Origin of the sequence: Mycobacterium sp. NPDC006124 (genome assembly GCF_040614235.1) — a bacterium.
GTDB lineage: Bacteria > Actinomycetota > Actinomycetes > Mycobacteriales > Mycobacteriaceae > Mycobacterium.
Map to the genome: position 1 here is coordinate 362,097 of NZ_JBEXUA010000001.1, position 20,142 is coordinate 382,238.

18 protein-coding genes are annotated in these 20,142 nt (G+C 67.7%); 14 read left to right on the top strand and 4 right to left on the bottom strand.

Going from position 1 to position 20,142, the window contains the following annotated elements; all coding sequences use genetic code 11:
• Positions 1–35: 35 nt before the first annotated feature.
• Together ABZ195_RS01725 and ABZ195_RS01730 are read right to left on the bottom strand one after the other, a co-directional pair.
• Complete coding sequence (locus ABZ195_RS01725; protein WP_355214288.1) at positions 36–893, bottom strand: shikimate dehydrogenase; 858 nt, start codon at positions 891–893, stop codon at positions 36–38.
• Positions 894–1,056: 163 nt separating this feature from the next.
• Complete coding sequence (locus tag ABZ195_RS01730) at positions 1,057–1,713, bottom strand: TetR/AcrR family transcriptional regulator (protein WP_355214290.1); 657 nt, start codon at positions 1,711–1,713, stop codon at positions 1,057–1,059.
• Between the two features lie 95 nt (positions 1,714–1,808).
• Between ABZ195_RS01730 and ABZ195_RS01735 the strand changes: the two genes are divergently transcribed.
• From ABZ195_RS01735 to ABZ195_RS01755, 5 genes are all read left to right on the top strand, one after another.
• Positions 1,809–3,626 (top strand): TIM barrel protein, encoded by a 1,818-nt coding sequence (locus tag ABZ195_RS01735; RefSeq protein ID WP_355214292.1) that lies wholly within the window; start codon positions 1,809–1,811, stop codon positions 3,624–3,626.
• Positions 3,627–3,690: 64 nt separating this feature from the next.
• Positions 3,691–3,855: a hypothetical protein gene (locus ABZ195_RS01740; protein WP_355214293.1), complete on the top strand. Its 165-nt coding sequence runs from the start codon at positions 3,691–3,693 to the stop codon at positions 3,853–3,855.
• 89 nt (positions 3,856–3,944) lie between these two features.
• On the top strand, positions 3,945–5,339 hold the full coding sequence (gene fumC, locus ABZ195_RS01745) for a class II fumarate hydratase (RefSeq protein WP_355214907.1): 1,395 nt from the start codon (positions 3,945–3,947) through the stop codon (positions 5,337–5,339).
• On the top strand, positions 5,339–6,589 hold the full coding sequence (locus ABZ195_RS01750; RefSeq protein WP_355214295.1) for a threonine/serine exporter family protein: 1,251 nt from the start codon (positions 5,339–5,341) through the stop codon (positions 6,587–6,589). The genes fumC and ABZ195_RS01750 overlap by 1 nt, the downstream gene beginning before the upstream one ends.
• 34 nt (positions 6,590–6,623) lie before the next feature.
• Entirely contained in the window at positions 6,624–7,883 is a 1,260-nt protein-coding gene (locus ABZ195_RS01755) for an HNH endonuclease signature motif containing protein (protein WP_355214297.1), read from the top strand.
• Here ABZ195_RS01755 and ABZ195_RS01760 read toward each other — a convergent pair.
• The gene (locus ABZ195_RS01760; protein WP_355214299.1) at positions 7,866–8,852 is read right to left on the bottom strand and encodes an Lrp/AsnC family transcriptional regulator; all 987 of its coding nucleotides are present in this window, start codon (positions 8,850–8,852) and stop codon (positions 7,866–7,868) included. The two genes, ABZ195_RS01755 and ABZ195_RS01760, sit on opposite strands and share 18 nt — an antisense overlap.
• A 98-nt stretch (positions 8,853–8,950) precedes the next feature.
• Between ABZ195_RS01760 and ABZ195_RS01765 the strand changes: the two genes are divergently transcribed.
• Entirely contained in the window at positions 8,951–9,700 is a 750-nt protein-coding gene (locus ABZ195_RS01765; protein ID WP_355214300.1) for an SDR family NAD(P)-dependent oxidoreductase, read from the top strand.
• Positions 9,697–10,554 (top strand): LLM class flavin-dependent oxidoreductase, encoded by an 858-nt coding sequence (locus tag ABZ195_RS01770; RefSeq protein ID WP_355214302.1) that lies wholly within the window; start codon positions 9,697–9,699, stop codon positions 10,552–10,554. Before ABZ195_RS01765 ends, ABZ195_RS01770 begins: the two co-directional genes overlap by 4 nt.
• A gap of 7 nt (positions 10,555–10,561) precedes the next feature.
• On the opposite strand, the gene ABZ195_RS01775 is transcribed toward ABZ195_RS01770, so the two are convergent.
• The gene (locus ABZ195_RS01775; RefSeq protein WP_355214304.1) at positions 10,562–11,590 is read right to left on the bottom strand and encodes a sugar-binding domain-containing protein; all 1,029 of its coding nucleotides are present in this window, start codon (positions 11,588–11,590) and stop codon (positions 10,562–10,564) included.
• 132 nt (positions 11,591–11,722) lie between these two features.
• On the opposite strand from ABZ195_RS01775, the gene eltD reads away from it, so the two are divergent.
• The 7 genes from eltD (at position 11,723) to derK (ending at position 20,134) form a co-directional block, all read left to right on the top strand.
• Positions 11,723–12,811 carry an erythritol/L-threitol dehyrogenase gene (gene eltD / locus ABZ195_RS01780; protein ID WP_355214306.1) on the top strand — a complete coding sequence of 363 codons (1,089 nt, stop codon included), beginning with the start codon at positions 11,723–11,725 and terminating at the stop codon, positions 12,809–12,811.
• A 104-nt stretch (positions 12,812–12,915) separates the two neighbouring features.
• Positions 12,916–14,295 carry an extracellular solute-binding protein gene (locus ABZ195_RS01785; protein WP_355214908.1) on the top strand — a complete coding sequence of 460 codons (1,380 nt, stop codon included), beginning with the start codon at positions 12,916–12,918 and terminating at the stop codon, positions 14,293–14,295.
• A 14-nt stretch (positions 14,296–14,309) separates the two neighbouring features.
• Complete coding sequence (locus ABZ195_RS01790) at positions 14,310–15,266, top strand: sugar ABC transporter permease (RefSeq protein ID WP_355214307.1); 957 nt, start codon at positions 14,310–14,312, stop codon at positions 15,264–15,266.
• On the top strand, positions 15,266–16,156 hold the full coding sequence (locus ABZ195_RS01795; protein ID WP_355214309.1) for a carbohydrate ABC transporter permease: 891 nt from the start codon (positions 15,266–15,268) through the stop codon (positions 16,154–16,156). The genes ABZ195_RS01790 and ABZ195_RS01795 overlap by 1 nt, the downstream gene beginning before the upstream one ends.
• A complete protein-coding gene (locus tag ABZ195_RS01800) occupies positions 16,156–17,283 on the top strand; it encodes an ABC transporter ATP-binding protein (RefSeq protein ID WP_355214311.1) in 1,128 nt (375 codons plus the stop codon). The genes ABZ195_RS01795 and ABZ195_RS01800 overlap by 1 nt, the downstream gene beginning before the upstream one ends.
• Positions 17,280–18,407 (top strand): ABC transporter ATP-binding protein, encoded by a 1,128-nt coding sequence (locus tag ABZ195_RS01805; protein ID WP_355214313.1) that lies wholly within the window; start codon positions 17,280–17,282, stop codon positions 18,405–18,407. Before ABZ195_RS01800 ends, ABZ195_RS01805 begins: the two co-directional genes overlap by 4 nt.
• Positions 18,404–20,134, top strand: a complete 1,731-nt coding sequence (gene derK / locus ABZ195_RS01810) for a D-erythrulose 4-kinase (protein ID WP_355214314.1) — start codon at positions 18,404–18,406, stop codon at positions 20,132–20,134. Before ABZ195_RS01805 ends, derK begins: the two co-directional genes overlap by 4 nt.
• Positions 20,135–20,142: the final 8 nt, after the last annotated feature.

Below are 20,142 nucleotides of genomic sequence, written 5' to 3' on the forward strand. Positions count from 1 at the left end.
TGGTTTCCTACTGGCGATTGGTCGGCGCGTGCGAATCACGAGACGAGACTTCGGAAGTGACGCGACATCCTGGCCGCGTCCGGCGTGATGCCGGTGATCAACTCGAAGGCAGTGGTGGCCTGGTGCACGGCCATGTGGCCGCCGTCGAGCGTGCGGCAGCCGGCGCGGCGGGCCGCGGTCAGAAGCGCGGTGTCCAGGGGTCGGTAGACGATGTCGGCAACCCAGAGTTCGGAGTGCAGCAGAGCCTCGTCGAAGGGCAGGCCGGGGTGGTCGGCCATCCCCGTGGGCGTGCAGTGCACGACGCCGTCGCCGTGGGCGAGCAGGACGTCGAGCTTGTCGAACGCCGACGCGTCGACCCGCGCCTCGGGATGGCGGGCAGACAGTTCGCCGGTCAACGTCGTGGCACGGTCGAGGTCGACGTCGACGACGGTCAGATGGTCGGCACCCAGGTCGAGCAGGGCGTGGCCCACGGCGGTGCCTGCGCCGCCTGCGCCCAGGAGCACGACGTCGTGGGTGGCGGCACCGGGGAGGCCCTCGGCGAATGCGGTCGCGAAACCCGGGGCATCGGTGTTGTACCCGACCGCCCGGTCGGCCTCGAAGACCACCGTGTTGACTGCCCCGAGCGCGGCGGCTGCGTCGTCGACGACGTCGAGGTGCCCGATGACGAGTTGCTTGCAGGGGTGCGTGACGTTGAGGGCGTCGAAGCCCAGCGCCCGCGCCCACCGGAGCACGTCGCCGATGCGGTCGGGCGCAACGCCGATCTCCCGAAGGTCGACGGTGCGGTAGAGGTAGTCCAGGTCGTGGGACTTGGCCTCGGCCATGTGCAGGGCCGGGGTGAGGGATGGGCCGACGCCGACGCCGACGAGTCCGACCAAGAAGGGTTTCGCCGCCACGTCGACCTGCTCTCTTTAATGTACTAACTGGTACGTACAGGAATTAGAGCAGTGTGGCGTGGGTCTCGTCAACCCCCGGAGGTGGCGTGGATCTCCCCACGCCGAGTGATTTCGGCGTGATCGGTCGTCCCCAGCGTGACCGATCACGCCGAAATCGCACTGGTCAGCGGGACGTCAGCCAGCCGACGACGACGTCGCCGATCATCCGCCGCATGTGCGCCCGTTGCGACAGGTCGGTGAAGTCGACGCCGAAGAGGAAGCCGAAGGTGTGCCGGTTGGCGACCTGGAACACGCAATACGAGCTGATCAGGATGTGCACGTCGAGTGCGTCGACGTCGTCCCGGAACACCCCTGCGGCCCGACCGCGACCCAGGATGTCGTCGAGGAGCGTCGTGGCCGGCTGGGACAGAGACCGCAGCGAATCGAGCTGTGCGATGAACGCGCCGCGGTGGATGTTCTCGATCGATACGAGCCGAATGAAGGCCTGGTGGTCGAGGTGGTGGTCGAAGGTCAGCTCGGCCAGCCGTCGCATCGCGACCACGGGGTCGACGTGGTCGACCTGTAACCGCTGTTCGGCCTCGCGGATGCCGCGGTAGGCGTTCTCGAGGACAGCGAGGTAGAGCTGTTCCTTGCCGCCGAAGTAGTAGTAGATCATTCGCTTGGTGGTCCGCGTCCGCTGCGCGATCTCGTCCACTCGCGCCCCGGAGTAGCCCGATTCGGCGAACACCTCGGTGGCGACGGCCAGCACCTCCGCGCGGGTGCGTTCGGCGTCGCGCAGCAGTTCCCGCTTCGGCACGGGCCTCGACTCGGGTTGCGCCACGCCCGGCAGCTTACCGAGCGTCGCGAACCGATCCCGGTCACGCCCTTCCGAATGTATGAACCGTTTAGTACATTGATTGTGATTGGAGGCACACCATGAGGACGTCCATCGCCACCGTGTCCATCAGTGGCTCCCTGGTCGACAAGTTGCACGCCTGCGCGGCCGCCGGTTTCGACGGCGTCGAGATCTTCGAGCCGGATCTGATCGCCAGCGACCACAGCCCCGAGGAGATTCGCGGTCTGGCCCGTCGACTGGGTCTGTCCCTGGACCTCTACCAGCCGCTGCGCGACATCGAGGGCGTCGACGAGGCGACCTTCGTCGAGAACCTGCGTCGTGCCGGCGCGACCTTCGCCACCGCCCAGCGGCTCGGCATCGGCACCGTGCTCGTCTGCAGCAACGTGGCCACCGCCAGCGTCGACTCCGACGAACACTCCGCCGACCAACTGCGCCGGTTGGGCGACGTCGCGGCGCGCTACGACGTCCGCGTCGCCTTCGAGGCGTTGGCCTGGGGCCGGTTCGTCGACGACTATCGGCGTGCCTGGCGCATCGTGGAGCTGGCCGACCACCCCGCCGTCGGCGTCTGCCTCGACAGCTTCCACGTGCTGTCCCGCGGCCACGATCCGGCCGTCATCGAGGACATCCCCGGCGAGAAGATCTTCTACCTCCAACTCGCCGACGCCCCAGCGCTTTCCATGGACGTGCTGTCCTGGAGTCGGCACCACCGGCTGTTTCCTGGCGAGGGTGACTTCGACCTGGCCACCTTCGTCGCCCACGTGCTGAACACCGGTTTCGACGGGCCGCTCTCCCTGGAGGTCTTCAACGACACCTTTCGGCAGACCGACCCCGACCGCACCGCCGTGCACGCCCTGCGCTCGCTGATCTGGTTGCAGGACAAGGTCGCCGCGCTGCCGGGGGTTCGACTCGGGACCGGCCTGACTCCGGTGACCGACGCCAAGCCGCCGGTGGGATTCGACTTCGTCGAACTCAAAGCGGAGGACACCGGGGACGTCGAAGTCCTGCTGGAGCAGTTGGGCTTCGTCGCGGGTGGACGCCACCGCACCAAGCCCGTGTCGCTGTGGACCTCCGGTGACGTCCGCATCGTTCTCAACGAGCACCAGGCCCGCGACCGAAGGCCCCACGTCGCGGCGGTGGGCCTGCAGGTGCCCGACGGCGACGCGACCTCCCGGCGCGCGGCGGACCTGATGGCGCCGGTGGCCTATCGACGGACCCATGCCTCCGAGCAGGCGCTCGGTGGTGCGGTGGCACCCGATGGCACCGAGTTCTTCTGGGTCACCGCGCCACCGGCCGGGTCCCCGCCGCCCTGGGTCGACGAGTTCGAGAACGGGCTTCCGCCGGACTCGGCCTCGCCGCTGAGCCACGTGGACCACGTCAACCTCGCCGTTCCGTGGCAGACCTCCGACGAGGCCGTGCTCTTCCTGACCAGTGTCTTCGACCTGACCGCAGACGCACCCACCGAGGTGGCCGGGCCGCGCGGCTTGGTGCGCAGCCAGGTGATGCGGACCGACGACGGCGCGATCCGCCTGCCGCTCAATGTCGCCCCGCAGGTGCTCGAGACGGCGGACATGCCGCAGCACGTCGCCTTCGCGTGCGCCGACGTCGTCGCCTTCGCCCGTCGGGCGCGGTCGAGGGGCCTGCGCTTCCTCGCCGTGCCGGACAACTACTACGACTACGTGGCGGGCCGCTTCGGCGTCGAGGAGTCCGTCGTCGCCGAACTCAGAGAACTCGACCTGCTCTACGACCGCAACCGCGACGGGTCGTTCATCCACTTCTACACGCGCACCGTCGGATCGGTGTTCTTCGAATTCGTCCAGCGCATCGGCGATTACGACGGCTACGGCACCGACAACGCACCGGTGCGCCTGGCGGCGCAGCGGCAACGCACTACCGGCTAGCCCCCACCGCACGGTGGCGGCACCGGGGACGACACGGCTGGCCCCCGCGACCCAGACTCGAACCATGCATCGAGATCAGCGCATGGCGGTCGTCGCCGCCGCCCACGGTGGGCTGACCCTCGCCACCCTGCCGCTCGTCGCGCCGCTCTGGTCCCTGGCCTCGGTCGTCTCCGTCCTCGTCATCGCGGAGTGGCGTCACCGACACACCGCCCACCACGTCTCACAATGAACCTTAGAAGGGAGAACGTGATGCAGAACCCCACCCCCGAGGTCGTCCCGACCTACACCGACGTGCCGGTCGGCATCGACGCCACCGGGATGCGCCGCGAGTTCGACAGTCTTGGGGCGGTCGACGTCCCCGCCGACCGTTACTGGGGTGCGCAGACGCAGCGCTCCCTGGTCCACTTCTCGATCGGCAACGACCACATGCCCATCGAGGTCTACCGCGCCTACGGCGTGGTGAAGAAGGCGTGCGCGTTGGTCAACGAACGGGCCGGCCGACTGGAGGACTGGCGGTCCAAGGTCATCGTGCAGGCCGCCGACGAGACCGTGGCGGGCAAGCTCGACGACGAGTTCCCGCTGTTCGTGTGGCAGACCGGCTCGGGCACCCAAAGCAACATGAACGTCAACGAAGTGCTGTCCAACAGGGCGATTCAGCTCCTGGGCGGTGAGCTCGGCAGCCAGGTACCGGTGGGTCCCAACGACCACGTCAACATGGGACAGAGCAGCAACGACACGTTCCCCACCGCGATGCACGTCGCGGCGGTCACCGAACTCGACGACCGGCTGATCCCCAGTGTGGAGGCGCTGCAGCGCGAGATCGCCGACAAGGCCGCGCAGTGGGCCGACGTCGTGAAGATCGGACGCACCCACCTCGAGGACGCGGTCCCGTTGACCGTCGGCCAGGAGTGGTCGGGCTACGCCGCCCAACTCGACGCCTGCATCGCCGAGCTGAGGCATGCGCGTGAGGGACTGCTCGAACTGGCCGTCGGCGGCACGGCCGTCGGAACCGGACTCAACGCACCGGCGGGCTTCAGCCGCGACGTCGCCGCCGAGATCGCCAACCTGACCGGCGCCGAATACGTCACGGCGCCAAACAAGTTCGCGGCCCTGGGGTCTCTGGACGCAATGGTCCGAGCTCACGCCGCGCTCCGCGGTCTTGCCGTGGCACTGATGAAGATCGCCAACGACATGCGCTGGCTGGCGTCGGGCCCGCGATGCGGGCTGGGCGAGTTGCGTTTGCCCGCCAACGAACCCGGCTCGTCGATCATGCCGGGCAAGGTCAACCCCACCCAGTGCGAGGCCCTGGTGATGATCTCCATCCAGGTCATCGGCAACGACACCGCGGTGGCGCTGGCGGGCTCGCAGGGCAACTTCGAGCTGAACGCGATGCGCCCGGTGATCATCAACGCCTTCCTACACTCCGCTCGCATCTTGGGTGACGGATGCGCCAAGTTCCTCGAGTTCTCGGTCAAGGGAACGACTCTCGACACCGAGCGGATCACCAAGTACGTCGACGAGAGCCTGATGCTGGTGACCGCGCTCAGCCCCGTCATCGGCTACCAGAACGCCGCCCACATCGCCGAGGACGCGTTGGCCAAGGGCACGACCCTGCGTGAGGCCGCAGTGGCGTCCGGTCACGTCACCGACGAACAATTCGATTCGGTCGTGGATCCGAAGAGCATGGTCGGCGACGGGGTGGGCGGCGCTTAATGCCCACCGGCGGGTCCGAACGTGCGGAGTCCCCGACCGATCTCGTCCTGAACGCCGCCGCGGTGTTGTATGCCGGCGGCCAGTCGACCGGCATGACGCTGGCAGCGGTGGACCGGCTGAACACCGGTCTCGGTGTCGCCGGCACCCTCATCCCGACCTGGGCGTCGCTTCAGCTGGCCGATCCGGACGGCACCGTCCACGTGGCTGCCGGATCGCCGACGGGGGTGAACATGCGGCGCGTCGCCGCGACGATGGCCGTCGTGGACCGTGCCCAGGACGGTCCGCTGGACCCAGACGTGGTTCGTGGCGAGTTCGCCGCGGCAGCAACACAACCCATCTCCCAAGCATTGATCTTCAGCGGTGCCTGCGCCACCGGTGCCGGAGCGCTCGCGGTCATCTTCGGGGCGCAGCACCCCGCGGTCGTGCTGGTCGCCGCGCTCAGCGCCGCCCTGGGCGGACTGGCCCGCCGGGGAGTCGGGAAGCTACATGGCGAAGTCCTCACCCAGGCGTTCGCGGCGGCGTTGATCGCGGGACTGGTGGGGGTCGTGGCCGACCGTCTGCACGTCGACGACGCCACGGGCCTGGTAGTGCTCTGTCCGGCGATGGTCCTGGTGCCGGGACCGCACATCCTCAACGGCGCTCTGGATCTGCTGTCGCTCCGCGTGGCGCTGGGTGCCGCGCGGCTGGGTTACGGGGCGCTGATCGTGACCGCGATTGCCAGCGGTCTCATTCTCGGCTTGGCTGCGGGTGGCCTCGACATCGCGGTGGGACAGTCGGGTGTCCCCGTGCCGATGGGCGTCGATGTGGTGGCCGCGGGAGTCGCCGCGGGGTCCTATCCCATCTTCTTCTCCATGCCCTACCGGATGATCGTCTGGCCGGTGGGGGTGGGAATGTTGGTGCACGCGGTTCACTGGTGGGCGATGACGACGTGGAGTGTCGACCTGGCGACCGCGGCATTCCTGTCCGCGCTCGTTGCCGGCGTCTTGTTGGTGCCGGTTGCGCACACGTTGCGAATACCCTTTGCGGCAGTCGGTTTCGCGTCGGTGGTGGCACTGGTTCCGGGCGTCTACGTATTTCGGATGCTCAGCGGGTTGGTGAGGTTCGCGTCCACGCCGACGCCGGAGCTCCTGACTGCGCTGGCCTCGGACGGCGCCGTCGCGGCGCTCGTCGTCGCCGGGCTGGCGTCCGGGCTGGCGCTGCCGATGCATGCCTACGCGGTGGCCACGGCGAACCGGGTGACGCGGGTCTAGCAGACGTGTCGGACCCCTGTGCTGTGATGGGTTCATGTCCATGACCGCAACGCCTTTGGTGACTGAGCTCAGTCCCCAGGACCGGTTGGAGGTGTTGTTCGAGGAGTTGGCGGAGCTGACCGGACAACGCAACGCCATCGACGGTCGCATCGTGGACATCGTCGCCGAGATCGACGGCAACCGACTGTGGGGCAACACCGGGTGCGCGTCGATCTCCGCGCTGGTGGCCTGGCGCACCGGCATGTCCCCGCACAACGCGCAGACCATCACCACCATCGCCGAACGGGCACCGGACTTCCCGTCGTGCGTCGAGGCGTTGAGAGAGGGCCGGCTGTCCCTCGATCAGGTCGGGGTGATCGCCGAACGCGCCGGCGACGAATCCGACGCGCACTACGCCGCCCTGGCGTCAGTCGCGACGGTCACCCAGTTGCGGACCGCCATCGCGCTGGAACCCCGGCCCGACCCGAAGGCGAAATACCAACCGGACCGCTCGATCACCCGAACCGAGACCGCCACCCACACGACCTGGCGGATCCGCCTGCCGAAGGTGGAGGCCGCCAAGGTCGACGCGGGCTTGGCCTCACACCGCGACGCGTTGATCAACGACTGGAAGGCCGCCCGCGAGGACGGCGGCGACGACGACACCGGGTCGGAGCTCGCAGCGCCGTTCCCGACCACCGTGGACGCGTTCATGAGCGTGGTGGAGGCCGGGTGGGACGCTGACGCGACCCGTCGCCCGCACGGGCAGCACACCACAGTGGTGGTGCACCTCGACCTCGAGAACCACTCAGCCGCCCTGCATCTGGGGCCCGTCCTCTCCGACGCCGACCGCCGATACCTGCTCTGCGACGCGACGTGTGAAGTGTGGCTGGAACGCCAGGGGACGCCGATCGGGGCGGGCCGGGCCACCCGCACCATCAGCCGCCGACTCCGCCGAGCCCTCGAGCACCGCGACCGCTGCTGCGTGGTCCCCGGCTGCGGAGCCACCCGCGGCCTGCACGCCCATCACATTCGGCATTGGGAGGACGGCGGCCCCACCGATCCGGACAACCTGGTGCTGCTGTGCCCGTTTCACCACCGGCTGCACCACCGCGGTGGCATCACCATCGCCGGCACCGCCACCCACCTCGTCGTCACCGACACCGACGGGGCAGTCCTGACCGGGGCGTCCCTGGCGAGACCACCCACCACACCCCCACCGGACGTGCCACCGTGCACCGGCCCACTCGGCGAACGCGCCGACTGGTGGTGGTACGACCCCTACGACCCCACCAGGTCACCCTCGGCCAACTAGCCGCCCATGGGACACCAGGGAGGCGGTCTGCTTCAGGCGCTCGGCGCGGATGCCGACGTCGTACGCCGTCACCTGACCGACGGCGGCGAACGACCCCGTGAGGTAGGCGTAGAGGTGTTCGACGTCGCGGCAGATCGCGATGGCCACGAGGTTGTGGCGGCCGCTGATCGCGATCACCGATGCGATCTCGGCGTGCGCGGCGATCTCGCTCCCCACGGCCTCGAGGTGTGACGGCGCGACCGTCAACCACACCATTGCGTTGACGTGAAACCCGAGTCGTTGCGGCAGCACGTCGACGTCGTAGATCACGCTGCCCGAGGCCTCCAACGCAGCGAGCCGACGGGCGACCCGCGGGGTCGACCACCCCGTGTGTTCGGCCAGGCGCGCATGCGACGCCCGCCCGTCCGATGCGAGCGCCTCGAAGAGCGGTTCGTCATTGCTCGACGGCGCCGTGGGCCGGCCCGAAACCGTTGCGGCGACGAGGGACACCAGCCTGCTCACGTGATCGGCGCCCAACGTCGAACCGTATGCGGTCCACGGTTCGGTACCCGGCTCGCCGAACGTCCGCAGGATCAGGTCGACATCGAGATCGATCACTGACGTCGTGCGCGGAAGTCGTCGCAGGAGGCCGTCGGAGCCCTCGGCGAGCGGCGCGCGGATGGTGCACACCAGCTCGCTCCAGCCCGAGAGGATGTTGGCGTGCGTGACCTCGGGGCGCCGTATCAAGGCCTCAGACAGCCGGGGCATGTCATCGGGCTTGGCCTTCACCCGAACCAACCACTGCGCGTCACCATGCACGCGGGGATCGGGGAGGCCGACGACCCGAACGGTCCCATCGCTACGCAGACGGTGGTAGCGGCGGGCGACGGTCTGCTCGGGCGCGTCGACGGCCTCGGCGATGAGACGGAACGACGCCCGTGGAGAGACCTGGAGGGCATGGATGATCTGGCCGTCGAGATCGTCGATCATGAGGATCAACCTACGCATCGGCGCAAGAAATGAGGATTACTCACGATTTCGGATCAGATCCTGGCTGATCGCCATGATGCATTGGCACGCTCGTGGACATGCAATGGACCGGACACACGATCCTCATCACCGGGGGTGGCAGCGGCATCGGCGCAGGTCTGGCAGCCGCCATGCACCACGCCGGCAACCAGGTCGTCATCGCAGGGCGCCGTACAGAGGTGCTGCAAGCAATGGCGCACCGGCACCCAGGCATGAGCTATCTGCGGTTCGACCAGGGCGACCCACGTGCGGTTCGCGCCTTCGCCGACGAGGTCGTCCGACGACATCCGCAGTTGAGCGTTCTGATCAACAACGCCGGAATCGTGCGCGCCGAGGACCTGTACGCGCCCGACCCGGACGTCGTCGCCGAGGTGGCGTCCACCAATCTGGGCGGGCCGCTCGCGCTGACCGCGCACCTACTGCCCGTGCTGACGCGCAGGCCGTCAGCGGCGATCGTGAACGTGACCTCGGCCCTGGCCTTCGTCCCCAAGGCCGAACTGCCCACGTACTGCGCCACCAAGGCCGCGCTTCATTCCTATACCGAGTCGCTGCGATTCCAGTTGCGCCACAGCAGTGTTCACGTCATCGAGGTGGCACCGCCTCGAGTCCGAATCGAATCGGACGCACCGGGCGGCGATCACGGCATCACCGTCGACGAGTTCGTCGCGGAGGTGATGTCCTCGCTCGTGGCGCACCCCGAGGCGGGCGAGATCGTCGTCCGAGCTGCTCGCCGACTGCGCTTCGCGGAACGCCGCGGCGCGTACAGCCAATCGTTCAACGCAGTCAACGACGCGAAGGGTCTGTCATGAAGATCGGAATTGGAATACCCAATCATCTCTCCGGCGTGGCCGGGACGGTGGTCGTCGACTGGGCGCGCCGTGCCGAGAGGTGCGGGTTCGACGCGCTCACCACGATCGACCGGCTGATCTATCCGAGCCTCGACTCGATCACCACCTTGGCGGTGGCCGCGGGTGCCACCTCGACCGTCGACTTGGTGCCGAATGTGCTGCTGGCCCCGCTGTATCCGCCGGTGATCCTCGCCAAGCAAGTGGCCACGTTGGCGGACGCCTCCGGCGGCCGGCTCACCCTCGGGGTCGGTGTCGGCGCGCGACCCGACGACTACCGCGGAGCCGACGTCGAATTCGACACTCGCGGGCGGACTCTCGACGCGGCCGTGACCGTCTGGCGCCGAGTGTGGGCGGGGGAGCCACTCGACGGCGACACGGCGCTGTGTCCGGCACCGATCTGCATCCCCGTGCTGTTCGGCGGCAAGGGCGCGCCGACGCTGCGGCGGGTGGCCACGGTCGGTGACGGGTGGGCCGGGGGTGCCGTGCGCGACTACGAGACCCAGGCGTCGTTCACCGCGGAGATCCGCGCGAGGTGGCTCGCGGCGGGGCGTGCGGGCCACCCGGTGATGCAGACGTCGGTGAACTTCGCCCTCGGGGATGACGACGTCCTCGCGCAGGGGCGACGAAACTTGGCCGCCTACTACGGAAACAAACCCGACTATGCGGCGCTCAACGTCGCCGACATGGTGTCCTCGCCACGCGACGCGGTCGAGACCGTGATGGCCTATCGCGACTTGGGTTTCGACCGGTTGCTCTTCCATCCGGCGGTCGCCTCACCGGATCAGGTCTACCGTCTCGCCGACGCCGTGCTGTAGCCGACGGTCAGTCGGCCAGGGCGGGACTGGTCAGGATGTCGTTGGCCGTTTGCGGGTCCGTGACCAGACGGTTGAAGTACCCGCCGCGCGCGCCGGCGATGACGGACTCGACCTTCTCCTTGCCGATGGCCACCGCAATGGTGGCCGGAATGTGCCGCAGCACCTCGAGTTCGACGGCGATCAACCGGTCGCCGTTCTCGAAGTCGACCGGTCTGCCGTCGCGGTCGTAGAAGCGCGAGCACACGTCGCCGACCGCGGAGCGCAGTGATGTCGAGCCCGTCGGGACGAATCGGGGGATGTCCGAGCGGGTCAGCGGCGGCGCGCCGATGCCCATCAGCGCACACCGTGCGTGAGGCCAAAGATGAAGCACCCGTTGGATACTCGGATCGTTGAGCAGTGACTGGTAGAGCTCCTCGCCGGGCAGGCCGGGGGCGAACAGGTAGTTCGCTCGCCCGCCGACCCGATTGGCGACCAGGCGGGTGATCTCGTTGGTCTGGTACCACTCCTCGGGTTGGTCGTGGCCGCCGACGGTGGGCGCGACGACGACGCCCGGCAACGGGATCAGCTCGCACTGCGCCACCTCGTACATGGTGCGTCCGGAGGACACCAGCAGCACGTCGCCCGGCAGCAGTCCGGCCTCGCCGAGGGCGCGCGCGACCGCCGGTGCCAGAACGCGGCCCATCACGTCGACGACCGTGCGGCCCGAACCGGGCGTCGGCAGCGGTGCGCTGAGGTACACCGACGTGACGTTGAGGGCGCGCGCCAGCCGATCGGCCAGATCGCCGGTGCGCGCCTCGGCGGGTGGGACCACCTCGATGCGGACGATGCCCTGGCGCTTGGCCTCCGAGAGAAGCCGGCTGACGGTGGCGCGGCTGGTGCCGAGTCGTTCGGCCACCTCGGCCTGGGTGGCGTCGTCCTCGTAGTAGAGCCGGGCCGCGGTGTAGAGCAGTGAGGCAGCGACGTGGCTGGCCTCGCCGTCCGGCGGCGTGGCCTCTGCCGGTTGATTCGCCGGCACGGGCTGAGCCGACCTGGACATGTACGCAGTATGGCACCGCCCCCAGGCCCCTGCACATCTGTTCAGAAAAGAATCTTTCTGAACAATCGTTCTGGACAAATGTGCAACGACCTGGTTAATGTGACCTCAGCCACAGCCGAAGGAGTCTCTGAAATGCCCGAACAGATCCCCGAGAAGATGCAGGCAGTCGTGTGTCACGGACCCAACGATTACCGACTCGAGGAGGTCGCCGTTCCGCTGCGCAAGCCCGGAGAGGCCTTGATCCGGGTCGAGGCGGTCGGCATCTGCGCCAGCGATCTGAAGTGCTACCACGGCGCGGCCAAGTTCTGGGGCGACGAGAATCGCCCTGCGTGGACCGAGACGATGGTCATCCCCGGCCACGAATTCGTCGGTCGGGTGGTCGAACTCGACGACGAAGCCGCCAGCCGGTGGGGCATCGCCGTCGGCGACCGGGTCACCTCCGAGCAGATCGTGCCCTGTTGGGAATGCCGCTTCTGCAAGCGCGGGCAGTACCACATGTGCCAGCCCCATGACCTGTACGGATTCAAGCGCCGTACCCCGGGGGCCATGGCCGGATACATGACCTACCCGGTGGAGGCGTTGGTGCACAAGATCTCCGGGGACATCCCGCCTGCGCACGCAGCGTTCGTCGAGCCGCTGTCGTGCTCGCTGCACGCGGTGGAACGGGCCCAGATCACCTTCGAGGACACCGTCGTCGTGGCCGGCTGCGGACCCATCGGTCTCGGCATGATCGCCGGTGCCCGCGCCAAGAATCCGATGCACGTCATCGCGTTGGACATGGCGCCCGAGAAGCTGGCCCTTGCCAAGAAGTGCGGCGCCGACATCACGATCAATATCGCCGAGGAGGACGTCGAGAAGATCGTCAAGGACCTCACCGGCGGCTACGGGGCCGACGTATACCTGGAGGGCACCGGGCATCCGTCGGCAGTTCCGCAGGGCCTCAACGCCCTTCGCAAGCTCGGCCGCTACGTGGAGTACGGCGTCTTCGGCAGTGACGTCACCGTCGACTGGAGCATCATCAGCGACGACAAGGAACTCGACGTGCTCGGTGCACATCTCGGGCCCTACTGCTGGCCGGCCGCCATCAAGATGATCGAATCCGGCGTGCTGCCCCTCGACGAGATCTGCACCCACCAACTCCCGCTCAGCGACTTCCAGAAGGGCCTGGACCTCGTCGGCAGCGGCAAGGAATCGGTCAAGGTCTCCCTGATCCCGGCGTAGTCCAGCCTCCCTGCGGAATCCCACGAAGGACGAAGATGAGTCGAGATCGCAGCCCAGGCGCATTCGGGGCCCACTCGGGTGGACCCCAGATGTCGCGTCGAAACATGTTGGCGGCGTTGGGCGTTGCCGGAGCGGCCGCTGCCAGTCTGCCAATCCTCAGTGCCTGCGGGGTCGGCGGCAAGGCCAGCGCACCCAACGGTGCGTCGGCGGTGACCGGTGGATTCGACTGGAAGAAGGCATCCGGGCAGACGCTGAACATCCTGCAGACGCCACACCCGTACCAGCTGTCGTACCAGCCGTTGCTCAAGGAGTTCAGCGAGCTGACGGGCATCACGGTGAACGTCGACCTGGTGCCCGAGGCCGATTACTTCACCAAGCTGAACACCGAACTCGCCGGTGGCTCCGGCAAGCACGACGCGTTCATGCTCGGTGCCTACTTCATCTGGCAGTACGGCCCGCCGGGATGGATCGAGGATCTCAACCCGTGGCTGCAGAACAGCTCGGCGACCAACCCCGACTACGACTTCGAGGACATCTTCGAAGGCCTGCGCACCTCCACCCGATGGGACTTCGTCAACGGAAACCCGTTGGGCACCGGCGGTCAGTGGGCCATTCCGTGGGGCTTCGAGAACAACGTCGTGGCCTACAACAAGCGGATCTTCGACGAGAAGGGCATCACCAAGCTGCCCGACGACTTCGACGACTTCATCCAGTTGGCCGTCGACCTGACCGACCGGTCGCAGAACCGATACGGCATCGCGACCCGCGGCTCGAAGTCGTGGGCCACGATTCACCCCGGCTTCATGACCCAGTACAGCCGGGCGGGGGCGGTCGACTACACGTTCAACGGTTCGGAACTCATCGCCGAGATGGACAGCGACAAGGCGATCGACTTCACCAAGAAGTGGATCCAGATGCAGCACGAGGCCGGCCCCACCTCGTGGACCACCTACGACTACCCCAATGCCACCGGCGACTTGGGCGACGGCAAGGCAATGATGGTGTTCGACGCCGACAGCGCGACGTACCCGAAGAACAAGCCAGGTGCCAGCAAGGAGGCGGGCAACCTCGGCTGGTACCCCGGACCCGCGGGCGCCGACGGCAACTACAAGACCAACCTGTGGACCTGGAGTTGGGCGATGAGCGCCAATTCCCGAAACAAGCTGCCGGCCTGGCTGTTCATCCAGTGGGCGACGGGCAAGGAGTCGATGAACAAGGCCGTCGAGGGCGGCACGTACGCCGACCCGGTGCGAAAGTCGGTGTTCGACACCACCTTCAAGAGGGTCGCGGCCGACCAGTTCGGCTACCTCGAGACGTTCGAGACCGTGATCGGGCAGTCGAAGATCCAGTTCACCCCCCAGAAGAAGTTCTTCGACACCACGCAGAACTGGGCCGTAGCCCTGCAGGACATCTACGGCGGTGACGACGCTGCGTCGCGCTTGCGCAGCCTCGCCAAGACCAACACCTCCAAGGTCAACCTCTAGGAGATCTGGAACCGATGACGACTCAGACCCCCAAGGCGCCGGCCACCTCGCCGGAACAGCCTGCCGCCACCCGGCGGAGCAACCTGCCCGAGGTGCCAACCTGGCGCCGCAAGCTTCGCCCGTATCTCTTGTCGATTCCCGCCCTGGTCATCGTCATCGGAATTCTGTACCCGTTCGTGGTCGGTGCGTACTACGCGTTCCTCAACTACGCCGCGGTCAACCCGAACCCGCACTTCGTGTGGTTCGACAACTTCAAATCCGTTCTCGGCGACCAGGTGTTCTGGTACAGCGTGCGCACGACGGCGATCTTCGCCGTCCTGGCCACGCTCGTCGAGACCGCGCTCGGCGTCGGACTGGCGCTGCTGCTCAACCGGTCGAGCATCATCGGCAAGATCTTCGAGAAGGTGCTCATCCTGCCGCTGATGATCGCCCCCGTGATCGCGGGCGTCATCTGGAAGCTGATGTTCAACCCGCAGTTCGGAATCCTCAACCACGTTCTCGGACTGGGCAACACCTTCGACTGGCTCTCGAGCAGCAACGCCCTGTTCTCGGTGATCCTCGTCGACCTGTGGATCTTCACGCCCTTCGTGGCGATCCTGGTGCTGGCCGGCATTCGGTCACTGCCAAAGGAACCGTTCGAGGCCTCCGAGGTCGACGGCGCGAGCTGGTTCTTCATGTTCCGCAAGCTCATGCTGCCGATGCTGTGGCCCTACATCCTGGTGGCGGTCATCTTCCGGTTCATGGACAACCTCAAGGTGTTCGACCACATCTACGTCCTGACCGCCGGTGGCCCCGGCGTGGCGACGAGGACCCTGCAAATCGGGGCGTTCGAGGACTCGATCATCAACCTCGACTACTCACGCGGCAGCACCTACATGCTGCTGCTCTGGATCATCGTGTTCATCACCGCGCGCTACCTCGTCAGCGTGCTCGGCAAGGCGCAGCGTCGTGCTGCGGGAGCGGAGTCCTAATGGCACTCGACAGGTTCAAGCCGACGCGCACCGAACTGCTGCCCGGCCAGAAGCGACTCGGGTTCGGCTCCGTCTTCGCCGACGTCGGGTTGATCTTCTGGTTCGTGTTCTCGCTGTTCCCGATCGTGTGGATGGTGATCCTCGCGCTCAAGAACGCCGAGGAGCAGACCACCACCTACTTCGAGTTCAGCCCGAGCTGGTCGAACTTCGCCACCGTGCTGTCCGACAAGGGCACTCAGATGACGAGCGTGGACTTCAAGTCCGCGATGCTCACCAGCTTGATCAACTGCGGCGGCGCCGTGATCGTCTCGCTGGTCATCGGCATCCCCGCGGCCTATGCGGCGGGGCGTTGGAAGTACAAGGGCAGCAACGACTTGATGTTCCAGATGCTGTCGTTCCGCTTCGCCCCCGAGCTGATGGTGATCGTGCCGTTGTTCGTGATCTACAACCAGATCGGGCTCTTCGACACCAAGGTCGGAATGATCTGGGTGCTCCAGCTGGTCACGATGCCGCTGGTGGTGTGGATCCTGCGGTCCTACTTCGAGGATCTGCCCGAGGACCTGGAACAGGCGGCACTGCTCGACGGCTACAGCCGCACCCGCGCATTCGTCATGGTGGCCCTGCCCATCGTGCGACCGGGGATCGCGGCCGCCGCACTGCTGGCCTTCATCTTCGCTTGGAACAACTACGTGTTCCCGCTCATCCTCGCCGACAGCAACGCCGGCACGGTGACCGTCGCGATCACCAAGTTCCTCGGCGGCGGCGGGCAGGCCTACTACAACCTGACGGCCGCCGCGGCGATCATCGCCGCGCTACCACCACTGATACTGGCGCTGACCATCCAGAGATACCTGGTGCGCGGCCTGTCCTTTGGGGCGGTGAAGGCCTGATGGCGACCGTCACCCTCAAGGGTCTGTCCAAGTCCTACGGCAAGACGCAGGCGGTGCGCGATCTCTCGGTCGACATCGCCGACGGCGAGTTCTTCGTCATCCTCGGTCCCAGCGGCGCCGGCAAGACGACGACGCTGAAGTCGGTGGCCGGTCTGGTCGACGTCGACGGCGGGTCGGTCACCATCGGTGGCAAGGACGTCACCCTGGTCGAGCCCTACCACCGCAACGTCGCCATGGCCTTCGAGAGCTACGCCCTCTATCCGCAGAAGACGGTCAGCGAGAACTTGGCGTCGCCGCTGAAGTCCGGGCGGACCGGCAACTACTCCGACGCGCAGCAGAAGGAGCGCATCGACCAGGTCACCACGACACTCGGAATCAACCACCTGCTCAAGCGCTTTCCGCGAGAACTGTCCAACGGGCAGCGGCAGCGGGTGGCGTTGGGTCGGGTGCTGGTGCGGCCCGCCGACGTCTACCTGCTCGACGAGCCGTTGAGCCACCTCGACGCGAAGCTGCGGGCGGCGATGCGCGCGGAGCTCAAGCAACTCGGTGCGATGTCGAAGACCACCACCGTCTACGTCACCCACGACTACCAGGAGGCGTTGGCCCTCGGTGACCGCATCGCGGTGCTCAGAGAGGGCGCGCTGGTGCAGATCGGTACTCCGGAGGACATCTGGCGGCGCCCCGCCGACACCTTCGTCGCCCGAGCCCTCGGGCAGCCGGAGATCAACCTGTTCGACGGCGAGGTCGAGGACGGCCGCATTCGCCTCGGCGGCGGTGCGTTCGACGTGCCCGTGCCGACCGGAGTCGACGTGCGCGGCGGTGACCGCGTGCGAGTGGGACTGCGACCCTGCGACATTCACGTCGTCACCGGTGCCGGTCAAGACGGCTCGGGGCCGCGCCTGCAGGGTACGGTCACGCTGGCCGAGCGGCTCGGTCGTAACATCGAGCTGACCGTCGACATGGGCGGCGAGCAGCTGATCGTGCTGGCGTCCGGTCGAGAAGGCGTCGAGGAGGGCGGCCGGGTCTCGATGACCGTGGCCGATGATGACGTTCACGTGTTCGCCGCCGGCGATGGTGACACGCGACGACTCGGCTCAGACCACGAAAGCCTGGAGGCAGCACAGTGACCACCACGACGGCGGCCCCGAAGACCACGACCGCCCAGAGCCTGACGCTGACCGACCTGGTGAAGACCTACATGGCCAAGGGCCGGGAGAGCTTCGCCGCGGTCAAGGGCATCAATCTCGACATCGCGCCGGGCGAATTGATCGCCCTGCTGGGACCCTCGGGTTGCGGCAAGACGACGACGCTGCGGATGATCGCCGGGCTGGAGACCGTGACGAGCGGGTCCATCAAGATCGGCGATCGCGAGATCTCCCAGCTGCCGGCATCCAAGCGCGGGATCGGGGTGGGCTTCGAGAGCTATGCGCTGTACCCGCCGATGTCGGTCCGTGAGAATCTGCTCTACGGCCTGAAGGCGCGCAAGGTCAAGGGCGCCGAGCAGATGGTGTCGTCGATCAGCACCCGGCTCGAGATGGACGACATGATGGACCTTCGGCCCGCCGGGCTCTCCAGCGGTCAGAAGCAGCGGGTGGCGCTGGCCCGCGCCCTGGTTCGCAACCCACCGGTGCTGCTGCTCGACGAGCCGCTGAGCCACCTGGATGCCTCGGCCCGGCAACGGGTTCGGCGAGAGCTGAAGGTGCTGCAGCGTGAGTTCGGCTACACCACGATCGTCGTGACCCACGACCAGGTCGAGGCGTTGTCGCTGGCCGACCGCCTCGCGGTGATGGACGCCGGGGTGGTGCAGCAATTCGGCACGCCCGACGAGGTGTTCGACGATCCGGCCAACCTGTTCGTCGCTCAGTTCGTCGGCGAACCGCAGATCAACGTGGTGCGCGGAGTCGCACGCTCCGACGGCGGCACCGTTCGGGTCGAGATCGGTTCCGACGCTGGGTCGTTGCAGACCACCGTGACGGGAGTGGCCGACGGCACCGAGGTGGCCGTGGGCATTCGCCCGCAGGACTGCACCATGTCGGCCGCGCACGGAACCGGGTTGCAGACCACCGTCGCGTACTTCGAGCACCTCCTGGAATTCGGCCTGGCGACCACGACGGTGGCCGGCGTGCAGGAGGGCATCGTCGTGCAGACTCCCGCGCAGGAGAGTTACGAGCCCGAGCAGAAGGTCGTCGTCGGCGCACCGCCGGAACGGGTGTACCTCTTCGACGCCGAAACGGGAGATCGACTGCGATGACGAAGCTGTTCAACGATCCGGCGAGATTCACCGAGGACATGCTCGTCGGGTTCCTCGACGCCAACTCGACCTACGTCGCCGGCGTTCCGGGCGGCGTGGTGCGCGCCACCGAGACCCCGCCGGGCAAGGTGGCCGTCGTCATCGGCGGCGGGTCGGGGCACTACCCCGCGTTCTGCGGCACGGTCGGCCCGGGCTTCGCCGACGGCGCAGTGGTCGGCAACATCTTCACCTCGCCGTCAGCGGAGGAGGCGGCGTCGGTCGCGCGGGCCGCCCACGGGGACGCGGGCGTCCTGCTGACCACCGGCAACTACGCCGGCGACGTGATGAACTTCGGCCTCGCCGTCACCCAGTTGCGCGGCGAGGGCATCGACGCGCACTACTTCGCGGTGACCGACGACATCGCCAGCGCTCCGGCCGGCGAGGAGGCCAAGAGACGCGGCATCGCAGGCGATTTCACCGTCTTCAAGTGTGCCTCCGCCGCCGCCGAGGACGGCCTGGACATCACCGGTGTCATCCGTGTCGCGGAAGCCGCCAACGCCGCCACCAGAACGCTCGGCGTGGCGTTCGACGGGTGCACGTTGCCCGGGGCCGACGCCCCGCTGTTCAGCGTGCCCGAGAAGCAGATGGGCGTCGGTCTGGGCATCCACGGTGAGCCGGGCGTGCGCGATGAACCGATGCCATCGGCGGCCGACCTCGCAGCGACCCTGGTCGAGGGCGTGCTGGCCGACGAGCCCACGACCGAATCCAAGCGAATCGCCGTCATCCTCAACGGACTTGGCCGCACCAAGTACGAGGAACTGTTCGTCGTGTGGGGCACGGCGTCGCAGTTGCTGCGCGACCGCGGTTACGAGATCGTCGAACCCGAGGTCGGTGAACTGGTGACCAGCCTCGACATGGCGGGTTGCTCGCTGACGCTGATGTGGCTCGACGACGAGCTCGAGAAGTACTGGACGGCGCCGGCCGACACTCCCGCCTACCGCAAGGGCGTTGCCAGGCAGGGAGATTCGGGTCAGCGGCGCACGGACCCCACCGCCGACGCGGCCGCCCCGCAACGAGACGTGTCCGGACTCGCCGACGACGCCGGTCGGGCCGGCGGGCGTTTCGTGGTCAAGGCGCTCGACGCGGTGGCCGGCATGCTGGCCGGCGTCGAGGAGGAACTGGGCCGCATCGACGCCGTCGCCGGTGACGGTGACCACGGGCGCGGAATGGTCAAGGGCTCGTCGGCGGCGCGGACCGCCGCCGCCTCGGCGGCGAAGGCCGGTGCGGGCCAGGGTTCGGTGCTCGCCGCGGCGGGACGCGAATGGGCGGCGAAGGCCGGGGGTACCTCCGGAGTGCTGTGGGGAGCGCTGCTGAACGCCGTCGGCGCCCGACTCGGCGACACCGGTCGGCCGGACTCGGCGACCGTGGCGGCGGCGATGCGGGACGGCTACGACGCCCTCATCTCGCTCGGCGGTGCGACGCCGGGGGACAAGACCATGCTCGACGCGATGTCGCCGTTCGTCGAGGAGCTGCAACGCCGGGTGTCCGAGGGCGAGTCGTGGCAGGCCTCGTGGCGGGCCGCCGCGCAGATCGCCTCCGATGCCGCCCGCGCCACCGCGGACATGCGGCCGAAGGTGGGACGGGCACGGCCGCTCGCAGAGCGCAGCGTCGGAACCCCTGACGCCGGCGCGACGTCGTTGGCGATGATCGCCCACACCGTCGGCGATTGCCTCGAACGCAAGAACTAGGGAGAACT